This is a genomic window from Anaeromyxobacter dehalogenans 2CP-1 (assembly GCF_000022145.1).
Classification (GTDB): domain Bacteria; phylum Myxococcota; class Myxococcia; order Myxococcales; family Anaeromyxobacteraceae; genus Anaeromyxobacter; species Anaeromyxobacter dehalogenans.
Map to the genome: position 1 here is coordinate 3,686,197 of NC_011891.1, position 22,844 is coordinate 3,709,040.

Genomic DNA, 22,844 nt, shown 5'->3' on the forward strand with positions numbered 1-22,844 from the left:
GACTTCCGCTGACCGGGGGCGGGGCGAGGCGCAGTATGACGATCCGGCGGCGCGCCATGTCCGAGCGGATCCTCGTCCTCAACGCCGGGTCGTCCTCGATCAAGTTCGCGCTGTTCGCCGGGCAGGCGGACGGCGCGCTCGCCGCCGAGCTCCGCGGCAAGGTCGAGCGCCTCGGCGGCGACGGCGCGCCACACCTCCTCGCGCGCGGGCCGGACGGCGAGCCGGCGGCCGAGCGCACCTGGCCGGCGAACGCGTACGTGGATCACGCGGCCGCCCTGGGGGCGGTGCTCGAGCTGGTGCGCGCGGCGCCCGGGGGGCGGACGCTCGACGGGGTGGGCCACCGGGTGGTGCACGGCGGCACGGTGTTCGACGGGCCGGCGCTCCTCACCGGCGAGGTGCTCGCGCGCCTCCAGACGTTCGTCCCGCTCGCGCCGTTGCACCAGCCGCACAACCTCGCGCCGATCCGCGCCGTGCGCGAGCTGCTTCCCGGCGTGCCGCAGGTGGCCTGCTTCGACACCGCGTTCCACCGCACCGCGCCGCCGCTGTTCGAGCGGTTCGCCATCCCGGAGGAGCTGCACGAGGCCGGCCTGCGCCGGTACGGCTTCCACGGGCTCTCCTACCAGCACGTGGCCGAGGCGCTCCCGGCGCTCGCCCCCCGGGCCGCGGCCGGACGCACCGTCGCGCTGCACCTCGGGAACGGCGCGAGCCTGTGCGCGCTGCAGGGCGGTCGCAGCCTGGGCGCCACCATGGGCTTCAGCGTGCTCGACGGCCTGGTGATGGGCACGCGCTGCGGCTCCATCGACCCCGGCGCGCTGCTGTGGCTCTCGGCCGAGCGCGGGATGCGGGCGCGCGAGATCGAGGCGCTGCTGTACGACCGCTCCGGCCTGCTGGGCGTCTCCGGCGTCTCGGCCGACATGCGCACGCTGCTCGCCTCGGCAGACCCGCGCGCGGCCCTGGCGGTGGACCTGTTCGTGGACCGGATCCGGCGCGAGCTGGGCGCCGCCGCGGCCGCGCTGGGCGGCCTCGACGCGCTCGTGTTCACCGGCGGCATCGGCGAGAACGCGCCGGAGATCCGCGCGCGGGTCTGCCGCGACGCGGGCTGGCTGGGCGTGGAGCTCGACCCGGGCGCGAACGCGGCCGGGGGCCCGCGCGTCTCGGTCGCCGGCAGCCGCGCCTCGGCCTGGGTGGTCCCGGCCGACGAGGAGCTCACCATCGCGCGCCAGGCCCGGGCGCTGCTCGAGCGCGCGCGGCCGCGCGCCAGGGAGGGAAGCCACGTGACCTCGAACCCCGCCGTCGCGACGGGCGCCGCCGCGCTGTCCGCGTACGGCCCCGCCCGCGCCACCGTCTCCGAGCGGCCGCTCGCGCCCGAGGAGGTCCACCGCCTCGACGCGTTCTGGCGCGCCTGCAACTACCTCGCGGCCGGGATGATCTACCTGCGCGACAACCCGCTGCTGCGCGAGCCGCTGCGCCCCGAGCACGTGAAGAACCGCCTGCTCGGGCACTGGGGCGCGAGCCCGGCGCTGTCGTTCGTGTACGCGCACCTGAACCGGCTCATCCGGCTGCGCGGCGCCGAGGTGCTGTTCATGGCGGGCCCGGGGCACGGCGCGCCCGGCGTGCTCGGCCCCGTCTACCTGGAGGGCACCTACTCCGAGGTCTACCCGGACCGCAGCCTGGACGAGGAGGGGCTGCGCCGGTTTTTCCGCCAGTTCTCCTTCCCCGGCGGCGTCGGGAGCCACTGCACGCCCGAGACGCCGGGCTCGATCCACGAGGGCGGGGAGCTGGGCTACGTGCTCTCGCACGCCTGCGGGGCGGCGTTCGACAACCCGGACCTGGTCGTCGCCGCGGTGGTGGGCGACGGCGAGGCGGAGACCGGGCCGCTCGCGACGTCCTGGCACGTGAGCAAGTTCCTGAACCCGATCCGCGACGGCGCGGTGCTGCCGATCCTGTCGCTCAACGGCTACAAGATCGACAACCCCACCCTGCTCGCCCGCATCGGGCACGACGAGCTGGAGGCGCTGCTGCGCGGCGCCGGCTGGACGCCGTTCTTCGTGGAAGGATCCGAGCCGGAGTCGATGCACCAGGCCATGGCCGCCACGCTCGACCGGTGCGTCGAGCTGATCCGGGGCGCGCAGCTCGAGGCCCGGCGCACCGGGGTCCCCGCCCGCCCGCGCTGGCCCGCCATCGTGCTCCGCACGCCCAAGGGCTGGACCGCGCCGGCCGAGCTGGACGGCCACCGGCTGGAGGGCTCGTGGCGCGCGCACCAGGTCCCCATCCCGCGCGTGAAGGACGACCCGGCGCGCCTGGCGCTGCTGGAGCGCTGGCTGCGCAGCTACCGGCCCGAGGAGCTCTTCGACGCCTCCGGCGCGCCCGCGCCGCGGGTGCGGGAGGCCGCGCCGCGCGGCGAGCGCCGCATGGGCGCCAGCCCGCACGCGAACGGCGGGGTGCTGAAGAAGGCGCTCCTGCTCCCGGACTTCCGCGAGTACGCGGTGCCGGTGCCCGCGCCCGGCGAGTCGCGGGCGGAGAACACGCGCCCGCTGGGCGCGTTCCTGCGCGACGTGATGCGCGAGAACCCGACCCGCTTCCGGTTGTTCGGACCGGACGAGACCAGCTCCAACCGGCTCGACGCCGTCTACGAGGCGTCGCGGAAGCTCTGGCTCGCCGAGCGCTTCCCGGAGGACGAGGACGGCGGGCGGCTCGCGCCGGACGGGCGGGTGGTGGAGATGCTCTCCGAGCACACGCTGGAGGGGATGCTGGAGGGCTACCTGCTCACCGGCCGCCACGGCCTGCTCTCCACCTACGAGGCGTTCGTCCACATCATCGACTCGATGTTCAACCAGCACGCGAAGTGGCTGTCCATCTGCAACCAGCTCTCCTGGCGCGAGGAGATCGCCTCGCTCAACCTGCTCGTCACCTCCACGGTGTGGCGGCAGGACCACAACGGCTTCACCCACCAGGACCCGGGCTTCCTCGACGTGGTGGTGAACAAGAGCGCCGCGGTGACCCGCATCTACCTGCCGCCCGACGCGAACTGCCTGCTCTCGGTGGCCGACCACTGCCTGCGCAGCGAGAACTACGTGAACGTGATCGTGGCCGACAAGCAGGCGCACCTGCAGTACCTGCCCATGGACGCGGCCATCACCCATTGCGCCAAGGGGCTCGGGATCTGGGACTGGGCCAGCAGCGACGAGGGCGCCGAGCCGGACGTGGTGATGGCCTGCGCCGGCGACGTCGCCACGCTCGAGGCGCTGGCGGCCACGGCGCTGCTGCGCGAGGCGTTCCCGGACGTCAAGCTGCGCTTCGTCAACGTGGTGGACCTGTTCACGCTGCAGCCGGACACCGAGCACCCGCACGGCCTCCCCGACCGCGACTTCGACTCGCTGTTCACGACCGACCGGCCCATCATCTTCAACTTCCACGGCTACCCGTGGCTGATCCACCGGCTCGCCTACCGCCAACGGAACCACCCGAACCTGCACGTGCGCGGCTACAAGGAGAAGGGCAGCATCGACACGCCGCTCGAGCTCGCCATCGACAACCAGATCGACCGGTTCAGCCTGGCCATGGACGTCATCGACCGCGTCCCGCGGCTCCGCGCCACCGGCGCGCACGCCAAGGAGCGGCTGCGCAACCGGCAGCTCACCGCGCGCATGTACGCGCACGAGCACGGGGTGGACGCGCCGGAGGACGCGGGCTGGACCTGGCCCGGCGGGCGGCTGGGGGCGCGTTGACGCCGGCGCCGGGCCGCGGGCGCTCGACCTCGGCGATCAGGGGAAGGCGTACTCGCGCTCGACGCGGCACACTCGGACGCGGTACGCGCGGTACCACCGCTCCCGCCCGGCCCGCTGCGCTGCGCGGTGGTCCGCCAGCTCCCGCCAGCGCCGGATGGCGTCCTCGTCGCGCCAGTACGCGACGGTGATGCCGAGGCCGTCGGCGCCACGGGCGCTCTCCACGCCGAGGAAGCCCGGCTGCACGCGCGCGAGCGCCTCCATCTCCTCGGCGGTCTGGGCGTAGCCCTGATCACCGTCGGTGCGGAGGGAGGTGAAGACGACGGCGTAGGCACCGGGGCCGGCCGGCGGGGCGATGCCCCCGGCCGGCGCGGCGCGGGATGGATCGCGCTCGAACATGGGCGGCACTCATACCCGTCCGCCGCAGGCGCCGGAACGGCCCTGGCGGGCTACGTGCCCGCCGCGTCCACCTCGGAGCCCTCGGGCGCCGGGAGTGCCTCCGCCTCCGCCGCGGGCGAGCGCCGGGCCAGAGCACCAGCGCGCCGAGGACGCCGGCGAGCATCGACGCGGCGAAGATCGCGATCTTCGCCGCGGGGACTCGATGCGATCGTGGATGGCGTCCAGCGCGCGCAGCGCCGGCAGCGAGCGGTGGCGCAGCACGCCCTCGCGCGCCCGGCGCAGCTCCGCCTCCAGCACCGCCTGCGCCTGCCCGGTGAGCGCGCGGAGGTCGGGCGGCGGCCGGGTCGGCGTCACCACCGCCAGGATCACCCCCGCCAGCCTGGGGTGCAGCCCGGCCGCGTGGAGGCAGGCCCACAGCAGCACGCCCAGCGCGGCGTACGGCGGCGCCGCCGAGATCGCCGCCCGGCTCAGCCCGGCGAGGGGCGCGGTCACCGCCGCCGCCGCGAGCAGCCACGGCACCGAGATCGCGCCGGAGTCGAACAGCGCCACCACCGCGATCGCGACCAGGTCGTTCACCCATTGCACCAGCGGCAGCGCGAACGCGTGGCCGCCCAGCGACAGCCCGAGCGGCGCCTGCCAGGCGGCGGTGAACGCGGCGCGGGCCGGCGAGCTCGCGATGGCGACCGCGAGCGCGGTGGCGGCCAGCAGCAGCAGGCGCGGTGGAGGGCGCCCGCCAGAAGCCGTCACCGGCGAGCCCGGCCGCCTCGGCCAGCTCGGCCGCCGGCCGGGCCGCCTTGGCGCGGATGGGCGCTGGCGGAACACGTACCGGAGCCGGTCGCGCAGGTCTGCGACGACCGCGTGGGCGGCGTGGCAGTGCGGGCAAGCGGAGCTGCCGTACTCGACCAGCGTCAGCTCCGCGCCGGCCTCGCCGAGCACGTGATCCCGCGCCGGGTCCACCGGAGGATCGAGCCGGACCGGGAGGGGAGCGGACGCGCTCATCGGGTGGCCTTCCGGCGCGAGGCGAGCGGGTCGGCCATCGGCGCGATTCGACTCCGGGCCGTGCGGGCGGCAAGCACCAGCCCGGGCCGGGCGCTCGGGCGTCCCGCCGACGCGCGCCGGCGCACCGCGAGCGGCCCCGCGCGGCGTCGCCATCGAGGGAGCACGCGCGGGCGGCCCCAAGCGACGCAGCGCCGGACCCGTCAGGCGCACGGCCGCCAGCCGCCCTCGTACATAGCGATGCAGAGGTCACGGTTTCGCGCGCGAACGATCGCGCGCCGGAGGTCGGGATGGCAAGCGATCGCGGGTCCTCGAGGTGGAGCCGTCGGCAGTTCGTGAAGGCTGCGGGCGTGGGCGCCCTGGCGGCGGCCGGGCTGCCGCGCCGCGCGCGCGCGCAGGGCGGCAAGACGCTCAAGATCATCCAGTGGAGCCACTTCGTGCCGGGCTACGACAAGTGGTTCGACGGCACCTTCTGCAAGCAGTGGGGCGAGAAGCACGGCACGCGGGTGATCGTCGATCACATCTCCATCCCGGAGATCAACGCCCGCGCCGCCGCCGAGGTCTCCGCGCAGAAGGGCCACGACCTGTTCATGTTCCTCTCGCCGCCGGCGGCGTACGAGAAGCAGGTCATCGACCACACCGAGATCTACCAGCAGGTGGAGAAGCGCTGGGGCAAGGTGAACGACCTCGGGCACAAGTCCACGTTCAACCCGAAGACCAGGAAGTACTTCGCGTTCGCGGACAGCTACGTCCCGGACCCCGGCAACTACCGGCAGGATCTCTGGTCGCAGGTCGGCTTCCCGCACGGCCCGGACACCTGGGAGGACCTGCGCAAGGGTGCCGCGGCCATCAAGCAGAAGATCGGCAACCCGTGCGGCATCGGGCTCTCGCAGGAGCTCGACACGAACATGGCCATGCGCGCGCTGCTCTGGTCGTTCGGCGGCTCGGTGCAGGACGCGGAGGGCCGGGTGGTCATCAATTCGCCGCAGACCATCCAGGCGCTCGAGTTCATGCGCGCGCTGCAGAAGGAGGCGCAGACCGGGGAGGTGTTCACCTGGGATCCCTCCTCGAACAACCGGGGCATCCTGGCCGGCAAGCTCTCCTTCGTGCTGAACGCGATCTCGGTGACGCGCACCGCCGAGAAGGAGAACCCGGAGATGTCGAAGAAGATCCAGATCGTGCCCGCGCTGAAGGGGCCGGTGCGCCGGATGGCGGCCGAGCACGTCATGGACTGCTACGTCATCTGGAAGTTCGCCGAGAACAAGGACGGCGCGAAGCAGTTCCTGGTGGACTACCTGGACGCGTTCGGCGACGCGTTCAAGGCGAGCGAGTTCTACAACTTCCCCTGCTTCCCGAAGACGGTGCCGGACATCGCCCAGCAGGTGGCGAACGACCCGAAGGGCGTGCCGCCGGACAAGTACAAGGTGCTCGCGGGCGTGACCGAGTGGGCCACCAACGTCGGCTACCCCGGCTACGCCACCGCCGCCGTGGACGAGGTGTTCAACACCTTCGTGATCCCGACGATGTTCGCGAAGGTCGCGCGCGACGAGATGCCGGCGCGCGACGCCGCCAAGGCGGCCGAGGCCGAGGTGAAGCGCATCTTCGACAAGTGGAAGTGAGGCGGAGGGGCGCGTGGCGGTCGTCGAGACGCGGAGGCTCACCAAGATCTTCCGGAAGGCCGACCAGGGCGCCGCGGTCAACGAGGTGGACCTCGCCACCCGCGACGGCGAGTTCCTGGTCTTCCTCGGGCCCTCCGGCTCGGGCAAGTCCACGCTCCTCCGGATGATCGCCGGGCTGGAGGAGCCCACCCGCGGCGACGTGCTCATCGGCGGCCGCGTGGTCACCGGGCTCCCGCCTCGCGCCCGGGGCATCGCCATGGTGTTCCAGAGCTACGCGCTCTACCCGCACCTCTCGGTCGAGCAGAACATCGGCTTCCCGCTCAAGGCGCACGGCGTCCCCCGCGACCGGCGCCGCGAGCGGGTGCGCTGGGCCGCGGAGCTGCTCGGGATCGGCCACCTGCTGGCCCGCAAGCCGCGGGAGCTGTCCGGCGGCGAGCGGCAGCGGGTGGCGCTGGCCCGGGCGCTGGTGCGCGAGCCGACCGTCTTCCTGCTGGACGAGCCGCTCTCGAACCTGGACGCGAAGCTGCGCGCCTCCGCCCGCACCGAGCTGATCCAGTTCCACGCGCGGGTGGGCACCACCACCATCTACGTCACGCACGATCAGGTCGAGGCCATGAGCATGGGCGACCGGATCGTGGTGCTGGACAAGGGGGTGGTGCGGCAGGTGGGCACGCCGAAGGAGGTCTACGACGAGCCGGCCGACACGTTCGTGGCCACGTTCCTGGGCTCGCCGCCCATGAACCTGGTCGACGGCGGCGACGTCATCGCCGGCTTCCGCCCCGAGAGCCTGCTGCCGCGCGCGACCGTGACCGGCCCGGCGGTGGCGCTCGACGTCCTCGTGCAGGCGGTCGAGTACCTCGGCTCCGAGCGGATCCTGCATGGCGTCGTCGAGGGCGGCCGGTTCGGCGGGCGAAAGGTCGTGTCGCGCATGACGCTCGGCGCGAGCACCGGGCTCGACGAGGGCGCGGTGCACCCGCTGGCGGTGGCGGAGCGCGATCTCCGGCTGTTCGACCCGGGCACCAAGCGGCGCGTGCCCACGCGGGAGCTGGCGTGGCGATGACCCCGGCCGACGCGGCGCGGCCGGCCGCCGGAGCGCTCCGCGACGTCCCGCGCCGCCGCGGCCCGTCTTCGGCGACCTGGCTCGGCGTGGCCCTGTTCACGCCGGCGGTGGTCTACATCCTCGCGCTGGTGGGCCTGCCGCTGGCGCTCGCGTTCCTGTACAGCGTCAGCGACGTCACCGTCGGCTCCGAGGGCTGGTCGTTCGTCGGCCTCGACAACTTCCGCAGCGTGATCCGCAGCCCCACGTTCCGCCGCGCGCTGCTCGACTCCTTCGTCTTCACGGTCGCCACGCAGGTCATCGTGCTGGTCGCGGCCACGGCCCTGTCGCTCGCGCTGCGCGAGCGCTTCCGGGGCCGGGCGGCGGTCCGGTTCCTGATCCTGCTGCCCTGGGTCGCGCCCATCAGCCTCGGCGCGATCGGCTGGAAGTGGATCCTCGACTCCATCTACTCGGTGGTGAGCTGGGTGCTCGCGCGGCTCCACCTCGTGAACCGGTTCGACCCGCCCATGTGGCTGGGCGAGCCGGCGCTCGCCATGGGCTCGGTGATCGCCGTGCACGCCTGGCGCATGATCCCGTTCGCGACCGTGATCATGCTCGCCGGCCTGACCTCCATCCCGAAGGAGATCCCCGAGGCGGCAGCGGTGGACGGGGCCGGGTTCTGGCGCACGCACTTCCAGATCACCCTCCCCATGATGCGGCCGATCATCAACGTCGCCGTGCTGTTCGGGGTGGTCTTCACGTTCACCGACATGACGGTGGTCTACATCCTGACCCGCGGCGGTCCGTACGACACCACCCAGGTGCTGCCGTCGCTGGCGTTCTTCACCGGCGTGCTCGGCTCGGACCTGGCCGAGGGTGCCGCCATCTCGGTGTTCCTGGTGCCCATCCTGGTCGCGGTGGCGTTCCTGATGCTGCGGGTCGCGCACCGGGCCGAGGTGACGTGAGGAGGCGCGCGTGATCCGGACGCAGGCGACCCTCGGCACCCGCATCGGCCGCTGGGTGATCGTGGCGGGGTTCGCGGCGCTGCTCGCGTTCCCGTTCTACTGGATGGCGATCACCTCGTTCAAGCAGACCTCGGACCTCTACGATGTCGAGCACGACCCGTTCATCTTCAACGCGGCGCCCACGCTCGACCACCTGCGCTTCCTGTTCCACGAGACGCTGTTCCTGCGCTGGTTCTGGAACACCACGCTGGCCGGCGCGGCGGTGGTGGTCATCACGCTCCTGCTCGCGGTCCCGGCCGCGTACGCGCTGGCGCGGCTCACCGGCGCGGCGGGGCAGCAGCTCGGCATCGGCATCTTCCTCACCTACCTCATCCCGCCCACCCTGCTCTTCATCCCCATGTCCCGGGTCGTCGCGGAGCTCGGGCTGCAGGACACGCTCTGGGCCATCATCGTCACCTACCCGACGTTCACCGTCCCGTTCTCGATCTGGCTGCTGATGGGCTTCTTCAAGGCCATCCCCAAGGACCTGGAGGAGGCGGCGCTGGTGGACGGGCTGACCCGGTTCGGCGCGTTCGTGAAGCTCGTCATCCCGATCTCGGTCTCGGGGATCCTGACGGTGGTGATCTTCTCGTTCACGCTGGTGACGCAGGAGTTCGTGTACGCGCTCACCTTCATCTCCTCGGCCGAGCACCAGACGGTGAGCGTGGGCGTCCCCATCTACCTGGTGCGCGGCGACGTCTACTACTGGGGCTCGCTCATGGCGGCCTGCCTGCTGGCGAGCCTGCCCATCGCGATCGTCTACAACGTGTTCCTGGATCGCTTCATCGCCGGCTTCACCGTCGGCGCGGTGAAGTGAGGGGCCCGCGCCCACCGCCTCCGTCCGTCCTTCCGCGCTCGCGGTGAGCGGACGCTCGAGCCGCGTCCCTGCGTCCGCCCGCGGATGCGCCGGGCTCGCGCGCGCCCGCCCCGCGCCCCGCCTCCGTCGGCACCTCCCGGCGCGATGCGTACCGTAGCTGGGGCTTCGGGCCCCGGAACGGGAGGAACCGCCATGTGGTTCGAACGACGGAGCCGGGCGTGGGGCGGGAGCGTGCCGTCCTTCCTCGCGGGCGCCGCCCTCGGCGCGCTCGCCGCCGCGCTGCTCGACCCGCGCCGCGGCGCAGCCCGCCGCGCGCTGGTCCGGGACAAGGCCACCTCGGCCGCCCGCCAGGCGAGGCGCGAGGCGGAGCGGCGCGCGAAGGACGTGGCCAACCGGGCGCGCGGGAGGCGCCACGAGCTCGCGCACGCGGACGAGCGCGTGCCCGACGACATCCTGGTCGAGCGGGTGCGCGCGCACATGGGTCGTCCGGTGAGCCACGCCCGGTCGATCCAGGTGCACGCCGACGATGGCATCGTGACGCTGGCCGGCCCGATCCTGCGGGACGAGGTCCAGGGCCTGCTCACGGCGATCGGGCAGGTGCGCGGCGTCCGCCGGATCGACAACCGGCTCGAGGTGCACGACGCGCCGGGCAAGCACCCGGGCCTGCAGAGCTAGGCGGGTGGCGCCCGCATGGGGGCCGCGCTGGCGCTTCGCACCGGCCTGGTCCTCCGCTATGACCTCGGTCGCATGACCACGGTCGATCAGCTGGAGACGCACCGGGCGGCGCTCACCGGTCACTGCTACCGGATGCTGGGCTCCGCCGCCGAGGCGGACGACGCGGTCCAGGAGACGCTGCTGCGCGCCTGGCGCAGCCTCGAGCGCTTCGAGGGACGCTCGTCGCTCCGCACCTGGCTGTACCGGATCGCCACCCGGGTGTGCCTCGACGCGCTGGAGGACCGGGCGCGGCGGGCCCGCCCGGTGGATCTCGGGCCGGCCGGCACCGCGGCGGACGCGCTCGAGGCGCTCCCTGGGGAGCGCTGGATCGAGCCCATCCCCGACGCGCAGGCGATCCCGGCCGACGTCGATCCCGCCGAGCAGGTGCTGCTGCGCGAGAGCATCCGGCTCGCGTTCGTGGCCGCGCTCCAGCAGCTGCCGCCGCGCCAGCGGGCCGCGCTGCTCCTGGCGGACGTGCTGGGCTGGTCGGCCGCGGAGATCGCCGGCGACCTCGACACGTCCGTGGCGGCCGTGAACAGCATGCTGCAGCGGGCCCGCGCGACGCTGCCGGCGCGGGATCCCTCCGGCCCCGGCGCCGCGCTGTCGCAGGCCGAGGCCGTGCTGCTCGAGCGCTACGTGGACGCCTTCGAGCGCTACGACGTGGCGGCGCTCACCGCGACGCTCCGCGAGGACGCCTGCTTCTCCATGCCGCCGTTCTCGCTCTGGCTGCGGGGGCGCGAGGCGGTGGCGGCCTGGCTCACGGGCCCGGGCGCCGGCTGCCGCGGCTCGCGCCTGGTGCCCACCGCCGCGAGCGGCCTGCCCGCGTTCGCGCAGTACCGGCCCGCCGGCCCCGGCGTCCACCGCCCCTGGGCGCTCCTCGTGCTGGAGCCGGCGCCCGGCGGGATCGCCGCCTGGACCGCGTTCCTCGACACGGCCACCCTGTTCCCGCGCTTCGGCCTCCCGTCCGAGCTCACCTCGTAGCCGCGCTCAGGGCCGGCTCGGCGATGGCCCGCAGGTCCACCTCCGGGCACCCCACGGCCACCCCGTAGCGCTCGGCCCAGCCGCGCGCCTCGGCCAGCGACGGCACGTCCACGATGACGTAGCCCCCCATCAGCTCCTTCGACTCGGCGAACGGCCCGTCCACGACGGTGACCCCGCCGCGCCCGAAGCGGAGGCGCTGCCCGCGGGCGCTGGGCCGGAGCGCCTCGTCGGCGAGCAGCACGCCGGCGGCGCGCATCTCCTCGAGCACGCGCCGGACCGCGCCCGCGCGCGCGGGCGGCGCCGGCTCCTCCGCCTCGGTGGCGGCGGTGGCCTTGTGGAGCGCCATGTATCGGCGCGTCGCCAGCCCCTCCGGCGCCGGCGCGACGCCGAGATCCCACGCCTCGGTCACCGGGCGCACGTCCACCTCCACGCCGTCGCCACCGAGCGCCTGGCCCAGGCGCGCGCCCCACTCCGCCGCGTCCTCGATCGAGGCGACGCGCAGGATCACGAACCCCGCCGGGAGCTCGTTCTCCGGCCTGAACGGACCGGCCAGCACCGCGCGGTGACCCGCGGTGAACCGGAGCCGGACGCCCTGCGCGCTCGACCGGAGCCCCTCGCCCGCGCGCAGCACGTCCGCGGCCTGCATCGCCGAGATCATCGCGCCCACCCGCGCGATCAGCTCCGGCCCCGGCCTCGCGCCCGCCTCCCACGCCGGCGTGGTCCGGTGCATGATCAGGAAGCGCATCGGCCCACCTCCACCGCGGGTGATCGCGCGCCCTGCCGCTCGAACACGATGGCGGTCCCGTCCCTCGAGATCACCTGCCCCATGACGCCTCCTCGGCCTCGCGGGCGGCGCGCCCCCGCAGCAGGGCCACCCGCAGCCGCCGGTCGCGCAGCACCAGGCCGCCCCAGATCAGCGCGGCGACGTAGGTGGGGAACAGCACGTGGCTGAACAGCGGGTTCCCCACCCGCACCTGCGTCGCGACCGCGCCGCCCAGATACGCGGTGAGCAGGATCGCGCCGAGCGCCGCGGTGCGCGGGACGGCGTACAGCGCCACGCAGGCGAGCAGCGTCGCGCCGATCCCCACCACCGTGTCGAGCGGGAACCCGAGCTGCTGCGTCCCCTCCAGCACCGGCGCCGCCCGCACCAGCTTCCCCATGGCGTCGAGCGCGAGGAACGCGATGGCGAGGCCACTCAGCACGCGACCGGTCCACACCGCGGTCCTCGAGGTCGCGCCCGCCTGCACCGGCTCCGCGCCCGCCGTGTTCCGCCCACCGATGTCCGTCGTCAGCTCCATTGTCGTACTCCTGACCTGTCGGGTCCGGGGCGCTCGCCCCTGGACGTGCGTGTCGGCGCCCATCCCGCCGCCCCTCGTCGCGACGATCGACGCCTCTCCGGATCGACACGGTCCGGAGGGAATTCTCATCGAAGCGTGAGCGGGGGGTGCGCGGACGACCGTCACGGGTCGTAAACGCCCGCCGACCCCGCCGTGTAGGGGTGCGCCGCGTGGGGCGTCGCCTCGGCGCTCCCCGAGACGGCACCTTGACGCCGGGGCGATCGCGCCTGACGCGCGGTCGGGGAGGCGGCCGTGGAACGCGCGAGCTTGCGGGCGGCGGGGATCGTCGTCGGGGTGGTGGCGTGGCTGGGCTGCGGCTCCAGTAGCGGCGGAAAGCGGGAGACCTGCACGCCCACGGATTGCGCGGCGGCGGGCGCGTCCTGCGGCCAGGTGAGCGACGGCTGCGGCGGGTTCCTCCAGTGCGGCGGGTGCCCCGAGGGCCAGACCTGCGGTGGCGGCGGGACGGCGAACGCCTGCGGGGCGCCGGCGTGCCACCCGGCCACCTGCCAGTCGCTGGGGAAGAACTGCGGCCAGGTGGACGACGGCTGCGGCGGGCGGCTGGACTGCGGGAGCTGCCCGCAGGGCCAGGTCTGCGGCGGCGCCGGCACGCCCAACGTCTGCGGGACGCCGGCGGCGGGCTGCACCCGCACCACCTGCGCGAAGGAGGCCAAGACCTGCGGCACCATCCCGGACGGCTGCGGCGGGACGCTCGACTGCGGCGCGTGCGGCAGCGGGAAGGTCTGCACCGCCTCGAACACCTGCGGCCCCGCACCCTGCACGCCGACCACCTGCGCCGCCCAGGGGAAGGACTGCGGCCGCATCGACGACGCCTGCGGCGGCACGCTCGACTGCGGCGCCTGCCCCGAGGGCCAGACGTGCGGCGGCGGCGGCAACCAGAACGTCTGCGGCGTGCCCGCGCCCGCCCCGACGGTGCGCTGGTACGCCACCGTGAGCACCCCCGGGCCGGACGTGTACGCCGCGGTCGGCGTGGACGAGCAGGGATCGCGCGTCCTGCTCTCCACCACCATCGACGAGGCCGGGCCGGGCGGCGGCACGCTGCGCCTGGAGAAGCGGGACCACGACGGCAAGGCGGTGTGGTCGAAGACCTTCACGTACGCCGGCTGGCCGGTGTTCCGCATGGCGGTCACGCGCCTCGGCAACGTGCTGCTCGCGATCGACCCGCAGTGCTGGGGCGACTGCACCGGTCGCCCGGGCATCGACCTCGGCGGCGGCGCGATCCAGGACTCCGCCCTGGTGAAGCTCGGTCCCGACGGGCGCTACGTCTGGACCGTGTCGCTGGCCGGGTCGAGCGTGAACCAGCTCGCGACCGACGACTCCGGCTCGGCGCTCCTGTTCCGTGCCCCGCGCCAGACGTACGCGCCGGTGGTCGAGAAGTACTCCTGGGAGGGCAAGCAGCTCTGGTCGAAGGCGTCGCAGTGGGTGGACGCGATCTCGCTCGCGCCGACCGGCGAGGCCTACGTCGCCGGCCACGCCTCGAGCGGCCTCGTCGAGGGCGCGCCGGCGCCCGCCTCCGGCACCTGGACGGCGCAGGTGGTCAAGCTCGGGACCGACGGCAAGTTCCAGTGGTCGGTCCAGTCCGCGACCCTCGGCTACTTCAGCGGCATCGGGACCACCAGCAAGGGGACGCTGGTGCTGCTCGCCGACCGCGCCGGCACGGTCACCTGGGGCGACTCGACGGTGGACAACGGCGGGCTGGTGCTGGCGGTGCTGGAGCCCGACGGGAAGCCGCGCTGGGCCCGCGGCGTGGAGCGGCTCTGGCCGGCGCTCCTGGGCGTGGACCCCACCGGCCGCGCGGCGGTCGCGGGCAACCCGACCAGCTGCCTGGCCGTGACCGTCCGCACGTTCGACCTCGCGAACACGCCGCTCTGGACGCGCACCGTGCCGACCAACGGCCAGTGCGGCTCCACGCGCGCGCAGGCGCTCTCGTACGGCGCCGACCACGAGGTCACGGTGGGCGGCACGTTCGGCGGCACGATCGTCGTGGGCGAGGACACGCTCCTGCCGCAGGGAGACGACGGGATCGCGGTCGAGCTGGCGCCCTGAGCGGCCGCGCGTCGCCGGGACCCCGGGCCGTCGTGGCCCGGGGTCCGCGGCCGGCGCAGCAGCAGCCCTAGGCTCGTTGCGCCGCGGGCTCCGCGGGGGCACGGTTCGCGCCGACCTGGTACGTGCCGACGGGCGCCCGGAACGAGACGGCCAGGCGGTTCCACCCGTTGATGGCGACGATCGCCATGCTGAGGTTCACCAGCTCCGCCTCCTCGAACTCCTGCCGCGCCGCCTCGAACGCCTCGTCCGGCACGCCGGTCTGGCCGATGAGCGTGACGGTCTCCGTCCAGGCGAGCGCGGCGCGCTCGCGCGGCGTGAAGAACGGGGTCTCCCGCCAGACCGGCACCGCGTACAGCCGCTGCTCGGTCTCGCCGTGCGCGCGGGCCTCCTTGGTGTGCATGTCCACGCAGAACGCGCAGCCGTTCAGGTACGACGCCCGCAGCTTCACCAGGTGGTACAGCGTCAGGTCCAGCCCCGAGCCCCGCACGTACTGCTCGAGCGCGTACATCGCCCGCAGGGCCCCCGGCGCGACCTTCCCGTGATCGATTCTCGGCTGCATGGCCTCTCCTCGTTGTTCGTGGTTCATGACCGGCAAGACGGGCGCGTCCCCGTCCCGTGACCGGCCGGCCCGCGACGCCCCGATCGGACCGGGCGACGGCATCGCGGTCACGGCACCGTCACCTCGATCGTCTCGGCTCCATGATGACCACCTCCGCCACCACGCCTGGACACCCCGCGGAGCGGAGCTCGGCGTTCGAGCGCCTCCGCCCCCGCCTGTTCGGCATCGCCTACCGCATGCTCGGCACCGTCCCGGACGCGGAGGACGTGCTGCAGACCGCCTACCTGCGCTGGCACGAGGCGGACGTCGCGGCGGTGCAGAACCCGGAGGCCTGGCTGGTGGCGGTCACGAGCCGGCTCGCGGTCGATCGGCTGCGCCAGGCGAGCGGCGAGCGCCAGCGCTACGTCGGCGACTGGTTGCCCGAGCCGCTCGTCACCGGCGCCGCGCCTCCCGCCGACGCGCGCTCCGAGCTGGCCTCCGACCTGTCCATGGCGTTCCTGGTGCTGCTCGAGCGGCTCTCGCCGGACGAGCGCGCCGCGCTGCTGCTCCGCGACGTGTTCGGCGCCGGCTACGCGGAGATCGCCAGGGTGCTGGACCGGAGCGAGGAGGCCTGCCGCCAGGTGGTGCACCGGGCGCGGCTGCGGGTGCGCGAGGGGCGGCCGCGGTTCGAGGTGCCGCTCGAGGCCAAGCACCGGCTGGTGGCTCGCTTCCTGGACCGGCTGGCCGCGGCCGACGAGCAGGCACTGCTCGCGCTCGTGTCCGACGACGCCACCTGGACCTCCGACGGCGGCGGCAAGGTCCACGTCGCTCGCGGGCTCCGCGGCAGCGCGCGCATCGTCCGGTTCATGCTGAACGTGGCCCGCAAGGGCGCCGGCCGGACGCGGCGCGAGCTGGTGTGGGTCAACGGCGAGCCCGCCATCCTCACCACCCTCGACGGCCGGCCGTTCTCGACCATCTCGTTCGCCACCGACGGCGAGCGCGTGACCGCGTTCTACGCGGTGCTCAACCCGGACAAGTTGCGGCGGGTCGAGCCCGCTCGGGCGCGCTGAGCCGATCAGCCGGGCGGGCGCCGGCGGCGCGCGACGTCGGAGCCGCCCGGTCCCGTGCGCCGGACCCACTCGATGGCGTCGCGCACGCGCCGGGGCACGAGCCGCCGCGACGGGTAGACCGCGAACAGCTCCCGCCCCTCCGGCTCCCCCAGCGCGCACTCCAGCGCCACCAGCCCTCCCGCGCGGGCGATCATCTCGGCCGGCGCGCGCACCACGCCGAGCCCCGCCAGCGCGGCCTCGACCGCGACGCGCGGGTCGGTCGCCGCGAAGCGCTCGTTCGGCCGCAGCTCGCGCACCACCCCGTCCGCACCCAGGAACCGCCACGGCCGGCCCGGGTGCGTCACCACCGCCGGCGCCCGCGCCAGCGTCGCCGCGTCCACCCGCCGCCGGCCCCCGAGCGCGCGCGCGACCACCTCCGGCGAGGCCGCCAGCGCGGACGGGATCGCCCAGAGCCGGCGCGCCACCACGTCGGCCTCGGCGACCGGCCCGACCCGGAACGCCAGGTCGAGCCCCTCCTCCACCAGGCTCAGCACCGAGTTGGTGAGCCGCAGGTCCACGCTGACGCGCGGGTGGGCCGCCGCGTACGCGATGAGCGCCCGGCCGACCCGCTCCGCGCCCGTCACCACCGGCGCCGTCACCCGCAGCCTGCCGGAGGGCTCCTCCTCGCGATCGGCCGCGTCCTCGAGCAGGTCCCGGAGCTGATCGAGCAGCGGCGCCGCGCGCGCGAGCAGCCGCGCCCCCTCGTCCGTGGCGGAGACGCGCCGGGAGGTGCGGTGCAGCAGGCGGACCCCGAGCCGCTCCTCCAGGCGCGCCACCGCGCGGCTGACGGTGCTGGTCGGGACGCCGGTGCGCCGGGACGCCGCCACGAAGCTCGACTGCTGCGCCACCGCCACGAACAGCCGCAGGTCCCCCGGATCGATCATCTCATCCATGGCACGAAGCATACCGGATCGTCCCGTTGATCACCCGCGCCGCCGCGGGCATGGATGCGTGCATGACGACGACGACTGGGGCCGGGCTGAAGGATCGGACGGTGGTGGTGGTGGGCGGCGGGTCGGGCATCGGCCTCGCGGTCGCGCGGGAGGCGCTGGCGCGCGGCGCGGAGGTGGTGCTGGCGGGGCGCTCCCGGGAGCGCCTGGCGCGCGCGCTCGGAACGCTCGGCGCCGGCGCGCGGGCGCGGGCCGTCGCGGCCGACGTCCGGCAGGAGGACGAGGTGATGCGGCTGTTCCGGGAGGTCCCGGCCGCCGACCACGTGGTCGCGACGGCGGTCGTGCCCGCGTACCAGCCCATCGCCGCGTTCGACCTCGAGGCGGCCCGCGCGGTGGTGGACTCGAAGCTGCTCGGCGCGCTGCTGCTCGCGAAGCACGGGGCGCCCAGGCTGCGGCCGGGCGGCTCGCTCACGTTCACCACCGGGATCGCCGCGGATCGCCCGATGCCACGGGGCGCGATGATCGCCGCCGTGAACGGCGCGCTGGCCGCCTTCGTGCGGGCCGCGGCGCTGGAGCTCGCCCCGCTGCGGGTGAACGCGCTCTCGCCCGGGTGGGTGGACACGGAGATCTGGGACGCGGTCGCCGGCGACGGCAAGGCGGCGACGTTCGCCGCGATGGCCGAGCGGCTCCCCGCCCGCCGGATCGGGCGGCCGGAGGACGTCGCCCACGCCGCCGCGTTCCTGATGGAGAACGGCTTCACCACCGGGAGCGTGCTCCGGGTGGACGGGGGGCATCCGCTGGTCTAGGCGGCGCTCCGCGACCCCGTCCTCACGAGGCGAGCGCCCCGGCCGCGCGCGCCGCCGGCGGCCGGGGCGCCCGGCTCACCCGCGGTCGCGGTCGCGGTACATCCGTCGCTGCGCCTTCTTGATGGGCCGCCAGCGCAGCTTCTCCGCCCGCGCCGCCGCGCCGCCGCGGCGGGCCTCCTGGAGCGCCGCCTCGCGCTCCAGCTTGCGCAGGCTCTCGAGCCGCCCGGCGTCGAGCCGGCCCGCCTCCACCGCCCCGGCCACCGCGCAGCCGGGCTCGCCGGCGTGGCGGCAGTCCCGGAACCGGCACCCGGCGGCGAGCGCGGCGACGTCGTCGAACGCGGCCGCGAGCCCTCCGGCGTCCCACAGCCGGAGCTCGCGGATCCCCGGGCCGTCGATCACGCAGCCCGCCCCGGGCAGCTCGAACAGGCGCCGTGCGGTGGTGGTGTGGCGCCCGCGCACGTCGCGCGCCCGGACGGCGCCGACCGGCTGCTCGGCGCGCCCGAGCAGCGCGTTCACGAGGGTGGACTTCCCCGCGCCGGAGGGGCCGACGAACACCGCCGTCCGCCCCGGCCCCACCAGGCCGGCCAGCGCGTCCAGGCCCTCCCCGCTCACGCCGGACGCGACCAGCACCGGCGCGCCCGCCGCGGCCGCCCGCGCCTCGGCGAGCGCCTCCCCGAGGTCGGGGACCAGGTCGGCCTTGGTGAGGACCACCGCGGGCTCGGCGCCGCTCGCGTGCACCGCGGCGAGCGTGCGCTCCAGGCGGCGCGGGTGGGCGCCCTCGTCCAGGCCCTGGACGACGAGCACGACGTCCACGTTGGCCGCGAGCACCTGCTCGACGGTGGCGCGGCCGGCGGCGTTGCGCGAGAGCGCCGAGCGCCGCTCCAGCACGCGCGCGATCACCGGCGGCTCGCCGGGCGTGGTGAGCACGAAGTCGCCTGCGACCGGCACCGGCTCGGCGCCGAGCAGGTGGCCGGGGACGATCGCCAGGCGATCGCCCGCCTCGAAGCGGACGCGCAGCCGGCGGCCGCGGTCCGCGACGACGCGGCCGACGAGGAGAGTGGAGGCTTCTTCAGAGGAGAGCTGCGCCGAGAAGTACGGACCCCAGCCGAGAGCTGCGAGGGTGGACACGGTTGGACCTCGAATGCACGAGCGGACGGACGCGCCGCCGTCGCGCCGCACGGGCGGACGCGTCGGAGGCGCACGGGTCGCGCGGGCGCTCGCGGGAGCGCGGCGCGCGACGACTCGGGCTAGAGGACACGATCGGTCACGAGTCTCTTCTAGGCGGCTGGCCGCCGGGCGTCAACCGCCCTGGCGGCGAGTGCGGCCGGATGGCGCGGCGTTCAGCGGCAGGCGCGCGTCGGCTCGGGGCTCCCGGCCCGACCGGCCCGGACGTTCCGATGCAGCTTCACCACCGCGTCGGCGATCCCGTCGGGGCCGATCCGCTTCGCGAGCACCTCGTCGGCGCCGCTGGCCCGGAGGCGCGCGGCCAGCGCGGGGTCCTCGCTCCCCGTGACCGCCACGATCGGCAGGTCCCGCTCGCCGCCCACGTGGCGGATGCGCCGCACCAGCTCCCCGCCGTCCACCTCCGGCATCACCACGTCGGTGACGAGGACGTCGAGGCTGAAGATCTCCTCCGCCAGCCTCAGCAGCCCGGCCAGCGCGTCGCGCTCCGTCACCACCTCGAAGCCGCGACCGGCGAGCGCCTCGGAGAGCATCGCGCGCGCGAGCGCGTCGTCGTCGACCACCAGCGCGCGCGGCCTCGCCGCGGTGAGCCCGGTGACCGCCGCGTCCAGCACGGCGCGCGCCGCCGGTCCGGCGCCGAACTCGACGCCCACGCCCCCGGCACGCCCATGGACCACGGTCGCCGCCAGGCCCAGCCGCTCGCCATGCGGCGTCGACAGGTCGAGGCGGATGGGCGTGCCCGGGACCACCGGGGCGCCCGTGCTCACGAACGCGCCGCCGTGGGACACGTCCTCGAAGCGCGCCTCGACCGCGGCGGCCGGCGTGGTCAGGCGGGTGCGGCCGCCCACGCGGAAGCGTGGCGCGGACCGTCGGCCCCCGTCGGTGCGCGGCGGGCACGCTTCGGCCAGGTAGGCGTGCAGCCCTCGCCCCTCCTCCACCGCAACCACGAACCCCGCCGGCGCCGCGTCCCGCGGCTGGAACGGATCGCCCACCGCCACCGTGCGCACCGTCCCGGAGCAGGTGAGCTCCTCGCCCGGCGCTCCCTCGAGCCGCAGCACGAAGCGGTCGCCCAGCGGAGGCGAGAGCGGGCTCGGAACGAACAGCCGGCGTCTCGCAGGGTCGTAGGTCATCGCCTCCCATCCCGGGCCGCCCAGGGACAGCACCAGCACCGGCAGCGGCCCCGGCGGCTCGACCGGCTCGTCCAGCCCGGCAGCGGCGGCGAGCACCGTCACCCCTTCGGCGACGCGGTCCTGCCCGAGCGAGACCCGTGCGTCGCTGGCGCCGAGCGCGTCGACGACGTTGGCCCGGGTGGACGCGGTGGCCTGCGAGAGGGACAGCGCCACGCCGCCCGCCCGCGCGCACCAGAACGCCAGCCGCGCCACCGCGGCCGCCGGCTTCGGCGCGTCGAGCCGCACGACCGCCAGCAGGCCCTGCGACTCGCGCCGGAACCCCGCCTCGCAGCCTTCCAGGTCCTCGCGCACCAGCGCGAGGACGGTGGCGAGCGCACCCGTCACCTCGCGCGCGCGAGCGCCGTGGACGTGACCGAAGCTCACGACGACGGACTCCGGCATCAGTAGCTCACCTCCAGCACGGCGTGACGGTGGGTGCATGGTACGCCGTCGCGGGCGGCGGCGGCGCAGGGCGCGAGCAGCTCCACGCGCGGGCGCGCAGGATGCCCCGCAGGCGCGACCGCGGCCGCGGTGCGCGACGCGGCGCAGGCCGGGCCGGCGAGCAGCCAGGCGCCCGCGAGGCAGACGAGCGCAGGCCGTGACGGCGGGGTTCGTGCGGTCATCGATTCGCCGCAAGAGCACGGAGCGTACCGCCCGCCAGCGCGCGAGATGACGCAGGTTTGGGTCGCCGGCGGGGGTCGCCGCGCCACCACCCCCGCTGCATGGTGCGCCGCGGCGCGCGCACCGCCGACGAAGGGGGGCCGCGCGAAAATCCGCGCCTGCCGTGCGGTCTGCGCCCCGCGCGCTCGCGAGCCCGGCGCGGCGGGTCCCCCGGCACTCGCGAGTCGGGGGTCCGGTCCGCGACGCGCGGGACAGCGGGCGCGCGCGGGCACGGCGGCCGAGGGTGCGACCGACCGCCCACCTGCCCGCTCCGTCCGTCCTGGGATGGGCACGGCCCGCCCGTCCGGCTTATCCGGTGGACATGCGCTTCCTCCACCCGGAGCACGACGAGGCGCTCGAGCTGTCGCTCGAGGACGTGTTCCTCGTCCCCAGCTACTTCGACGGCGGCTCGCGGCTGGAGGTGGACCTCCGGCCGGTGGACTTCGCGGGCGGCTCCCACCCGGTCGTCTCCGCCAACATGAACGCGGTCACCGGCAAGCGGATGGCCGAGACCATGGCGCGGCTGGGCGGGCTCGGCGTCCTGCCGCAGGACATGAGCCTCGAGACCGCGGCGCGGATCATCCAGCACATCCGGTCCGTGGACCCGCGCCACGACACGCCGCTCTCCGTCTCGCCCCGCGCCACGCTGCGCGACGTGCAGGGGATCATCCGGAAGCGCGCGCACGACATGGTGGTGGTGGTGGACGACGAGCGCCGCCCGGTCGGCATCGTGACGCACGCCGACCTGCGCGACCAGGACCAGTACTCGCCGGCCGCGTCGTTCATGTCGTCGCGCCTCGTGACCCTCCCGGCGGGCACGCCGAACCGCGAGGCGTTCCTGCGGATGGAGGAGCAGCGGGTGAAGGCCGCGCCGGTGGTGGACGGCGCGGGCCGGCTGGTCGGCGTCCTCACCCGCGACGACGCCGTGCGCCTGGAGCTGCTCGCGCCGGCGCTCGACCCCGCCGGCCGGCTCATGGTCGCTGCCGCGGTGGGGATCTCCGCCGACGCCGCCACCTCGGCCGCGCGGCTCGCCGAGCTGGGCGTCGCGGCGATCGTGCTCGACACCGCGCACGGGCACCAGCGCCGCATGGTCGAGGCGATCCGCGAGGTGCGGCGGGCCATCGGCGACCGGCTGCCGCTGGTGGCAGGGAACGTGTGCACGCCGGAGGGCACCCGGGACCTGCTCGACGCCGGCGCGGACGTGGTCAAGGTGAACGTGGGCCCGGGCGCGATGTGCACCACGCGCATGCAGACCGGCGCCGGGCGCCCGACGTTCACGTCCGTGCTCGCGTGCGCCCGCGAGGCGCACCGGCGCGGGCGGCACGTGTGGGCCGACGGCGGCGTCCGCGATCCGCGCGACGTGGCGCTGTACCTCGCGGCCGGCGCCTCGCGCGTCATGATCGGGACGGCGCTCGCCGGCACGTACGAGAGCCCCGGCGACGTGAAGGAGGATCGCGAGGGGCGGCCGTACAAGGAGAACTACGGCATGGCGAGCGCGCGCGCGGTGAGCGATCGCACCGCCGGCATCGATCCGTTCGAGCGCGCGAAGAAGGGCTTCTTCCGCGAGGGCATCTCCACCTCGCGCATCTACATCCGCGAGGGCCGGGAGAGCGTGGGCGCGATCCTGGTGGACGTGATCACCGGGGTGCAGTCGGCGTTCACCTACGCCGGCGCGGCGTCGGTGCCCGAGTTCCACCGCAAGGCGGTGGTGGGCGTGCAGACCGCGGGCGGCTACGTCGAGGGCAAGCCCCGCGGGTGAGCGGCCGCGGCCCGGGACGCATCCGGGCCGCTCGGCGCC

The 22,844-nt window shown here is 75.2% G+C and carries 19 protein-coding genes; 11 read left to right on the forward strand and 8 right to left on the reverse strand.

Going from position 1 to position 22,844, the window contains the following annotated elements:
* Positions 1–35 precede the first annotated feature (35 nt).
* Positions 36–3,728, forward strand: a complete 3,693-nt coding sequence (locus A2CP1_RS16665; RefSeq protein ID WP_015934455.1) for a phosphoketolase — start codon at positions 36–38, stop codon at positions 3,726–3,728.
* 36 nt (positions 3,729–3,764) lie between these two features.
* On the opposite strand, the gene A2CP1_RS16670 is transcribed toward A2CP1_RS16665, so the two are convergent.
* Both A2CP1_RS16670 and A2CP1_RS16675 read right to left on the reverse strand, forming a co-directional pair.
* The gene (locus A2CP1_RS16670; RefSeq protein WP_015934456.1) at positions 3,765–4,124 is read right to left on the reverse strand and encodes an antibiotic biosynthesis monooxygenase family protein; all 360 of its coding nucleotides are present in this window, start codon (positions 4,122–4,124) and stop codon (positions 3,765–3,767) included.
* Between the two features lie 9 nt (positions 4,125–4,133).
* Entirely contained in the window at positions 4,134–5,123 is a 990-nt protein-coding gene (locus tag A2CP1_RS16675; protein ID WP_015934457.1) for a Na+/H+ antiporter NhaA, read from the reverse strand.
* 287 nt (positions 5,124–5,410) lie between these two features.
* On the opposite strand from A2CP1_RS16675, the gene A2CP1_RS16680 reads away from it, so the two are divergent.
* The 6 genes from A2CP1_RS16680 (at position 5,411) to A2CP1_RS16705 (ending at position 11,291) form a co-directional block, all read left to right on the forward strand.
* Positions 5,411–6,739: an ABC transporter substrate-binding protein gene (locus A2CP1_RS16680; RefSeq protein WP_015934458.1), complete on the forward strand. Its 1,329-nt coding sequence runs from the start codon at positions 5,411–5,413 to the stop codon at positions 6,737–6,739.
* Between the two features lie 13 nt (positions 6,740–6,752).
* Positions 6,753–7,799 (forward strand): ABC transporter ATP-binding protein, encoded by a 1,047-nt coding sequence (locus tag A2CP1_RS16685; RefSeq protein ID WP_015934459.1) that lies wholly within the window; start codon positions 6,753–6,755, stop codon positions 7,797–7,799.
* Entirely contained in the window at positions 7,796–8,740 is a 945-nt protein-coding gene (locus tag A2CP1_RS16690; protein WP_015934460.1) for a carbohydrate ABC transporter permease, read from the forward strand. Before A2CP1_RS16685 ends, A2CP1_RS16690 begins: the two co-directional genes overlap by 4 nt.
* Before the next feature lie 10 nt (positions 8,741–8,750).
* Positions 8,751–9,596 carry a carbohydrate ABC transporter permease gene (locus A2CP1_RS16695; RefSeq protein WP_015934461.1) on the forward strand — a complete coding sequence of 282 codons (846 nt, stop codon included), beginning with the start codon at positions 8,751–8,753 and terminating at the stop codon, positions 9,594–9,596.
* A gap of 192 nt (positions 9,597–9,788) precedes the next feature.
* A complete protein-coding gene (locus A2CP1_RS16700) occupies positions 9,789–10,271 on the forward strand; it encodes a BON domain-containing protein (RefSeq protein ID WP_015934462.1) in 483 nt (160 codons plus the stop codon).
* A 72-nt stretch (positions 10,272–10,343) separates the two neighbouring features.
* Positions 10,344–11,291, forward strand: coding sequence for a sigma-70 family RNA polymerase sigma factor (locus A2CP1_RS16705; RefSeq protein ID WP_049771395.1), 948 nt, complete (start codon positions 10,344–10,346; stop codon positions 11,289–11,291).
* Here A2CP1_RS16705 and A2CP1_RS16710 read toward each other — a convergent pair.
* Both A2CP1_RS16710 and A2CP1_RS16715 read right to left on the reverse strand, forming a co-directional pair.
* Positions 11,281–12,036, reverse strand: coding sequence for a YciI family protein (locus A2CP1_RS16710; protein WP_015934464.1), 756 nt, complete (start codon positions 12,034–12,036; stop codon positions 11,281–11,283). The two genes, A2CP1_RS16705 and A2CP1_RS16710, sit on opposite strands and share 11 nt — an antisense overlap.
* Before the next feature lie 70 nt (positions 12,037–12,106).
* Positions 12,107–12,589 carry a DoxX family protein gene (locus A2CP1_RS16715; protein WP_015934466.1) on the reverse strand — a complete coding sequence of 161 codons (483 nt, stop codon included), beginning with the start codon at positions 12,587–12,589 and terminating at the stop codon, positions 12,107–12,109.
* A 291-nt stretch (positions 12,590–12,880) separates the two neighbouring features.
* Here A2CP1_RS16715 and A2CP1_RS16720 point away from each other — a divergent pair, with 291 nt between their 5' ends.
* On the forward strand, positions 12,881–14,692 hold the full coding sequence (locus A2CP1_RS16720; RefSeq protein WP_015934467.1) for a hypothetical protein: 1,812 nt from the start codon (positions 12,881–12,883) through the stop codon (positions 14,690–14,692).
* Between the two features lie 67 nt (positions 14,693–14,759).
* On the opposite strand, the gene A2CP1_RS16725 is transcribed toward A2CP1_RS16720, so the two are convergent.
* On the reverse strand, positions 14,760–15,251 hold the full coding sequence (locus tag A2CP1_RS16725) for a carboxymuconolactone decarboxylase family protein (protein WP_015934468.1): 492 nt from the start codon (positions 15,249–15,251) through the stop codon (positions 14,760–14,762).
* A gap of 140 nt (positions 15,252–15,391) precedes the next feature.
* Between A2CP1_RS16725 and sigJ the strand changes: the two genes are divergently transcribed.
* Positions 15,392–16,300: an RNA polymerase sigma factor SigJ gene (gene sigJ, locus A2CP1_RS16730; RefSeq protein ID WP_015934469.1), complete on the forward strand. Its 909-nt coding sequence runs from the start codon at positions 15,392–15,394 to the stop codon at positions 16,298–16,300.
* 5 nt (positions 16,301–16,305) lie between these two features.
* On the opposite strand, the gene A2CP1_RS16735 is transcribed toward sigJ, so the two are convergent.
* Positions 16,306–17,232: a LysR family transcriptional regulator gene (locus A2CP1_RS16735; protein ID WP_245529815.1), complete on the reverse strand. Its 927-nt coding sequence runs from the start codon at positions 17,230–17,232 to the stop codon at positions 16,306–16,308.
* A gap of 62 nt (positions 17,233–17,294) precedes the next feature.
* On the opposite strand from A2CP1_RS16735, the gene A2CP1_RS16740 reads away from it, so the two are divergent.
* The gene (locus A2CP1_RS16740) at positions 17,295–18,035 is read left to right on the forward strand and encodes an SDR family oxidoreductase (protein WP_015934471.1); all 741 of its coding nucleotides are present in this window, start codon (positions 17,295–17,297) and stop codon (positions 18,033–18,035) included.
* 75 nt (positions 18,036–18,110) lie between these two features.
* Here A2CP1_RS16740 and rsgA read toward each other — a convergent pair whose 3' ends face one another.
* Both rsgA and A2CP1_RS16750 read right to left on the reverse strand, forming a co-directional pair.
* Entirely contained in the window at positions 18,111–19,163 is a 1,053-nt protein-coding gene (gene rsgA, locus A2CP1_RS16745; protein WP_015934472.1) for a ribosome small subunit-dependent GTPase A, read from the reverse strand.
* Between the two features lie 212 nt (positions 19,164–19,375).
* Positions 19,376–20,788 (reverse strand): response regulator, encoded by a 1,413-nt coding sequence (locus A2CP1_RS16750; RefSeq protein WP_015934473.1) that lies wholly within the window; start codon positions 20,786–20,788, stop codon positions 19,376–19,378.
* A gap of 580 nt (positions 20,789–21,368) precedes the next feature.
* Here A2CP1_RS16750 and A2CP1_RS16760 point away from each other — a divergent pair.
* Complete coding sequence (locus tag A2CP1_RS16760) at positions 21,369–22,805, forward strand: GuaB1 family IMP dehydrogenase-related protein (protein WP_015934474.1); 1,437 nt, start codon at positions 21,369–21,371, stop codon at positions 22,803–22,805.
* The last annotated feature ends 39 nt before the right edge of the window (positions 22,806–22,844 follow it).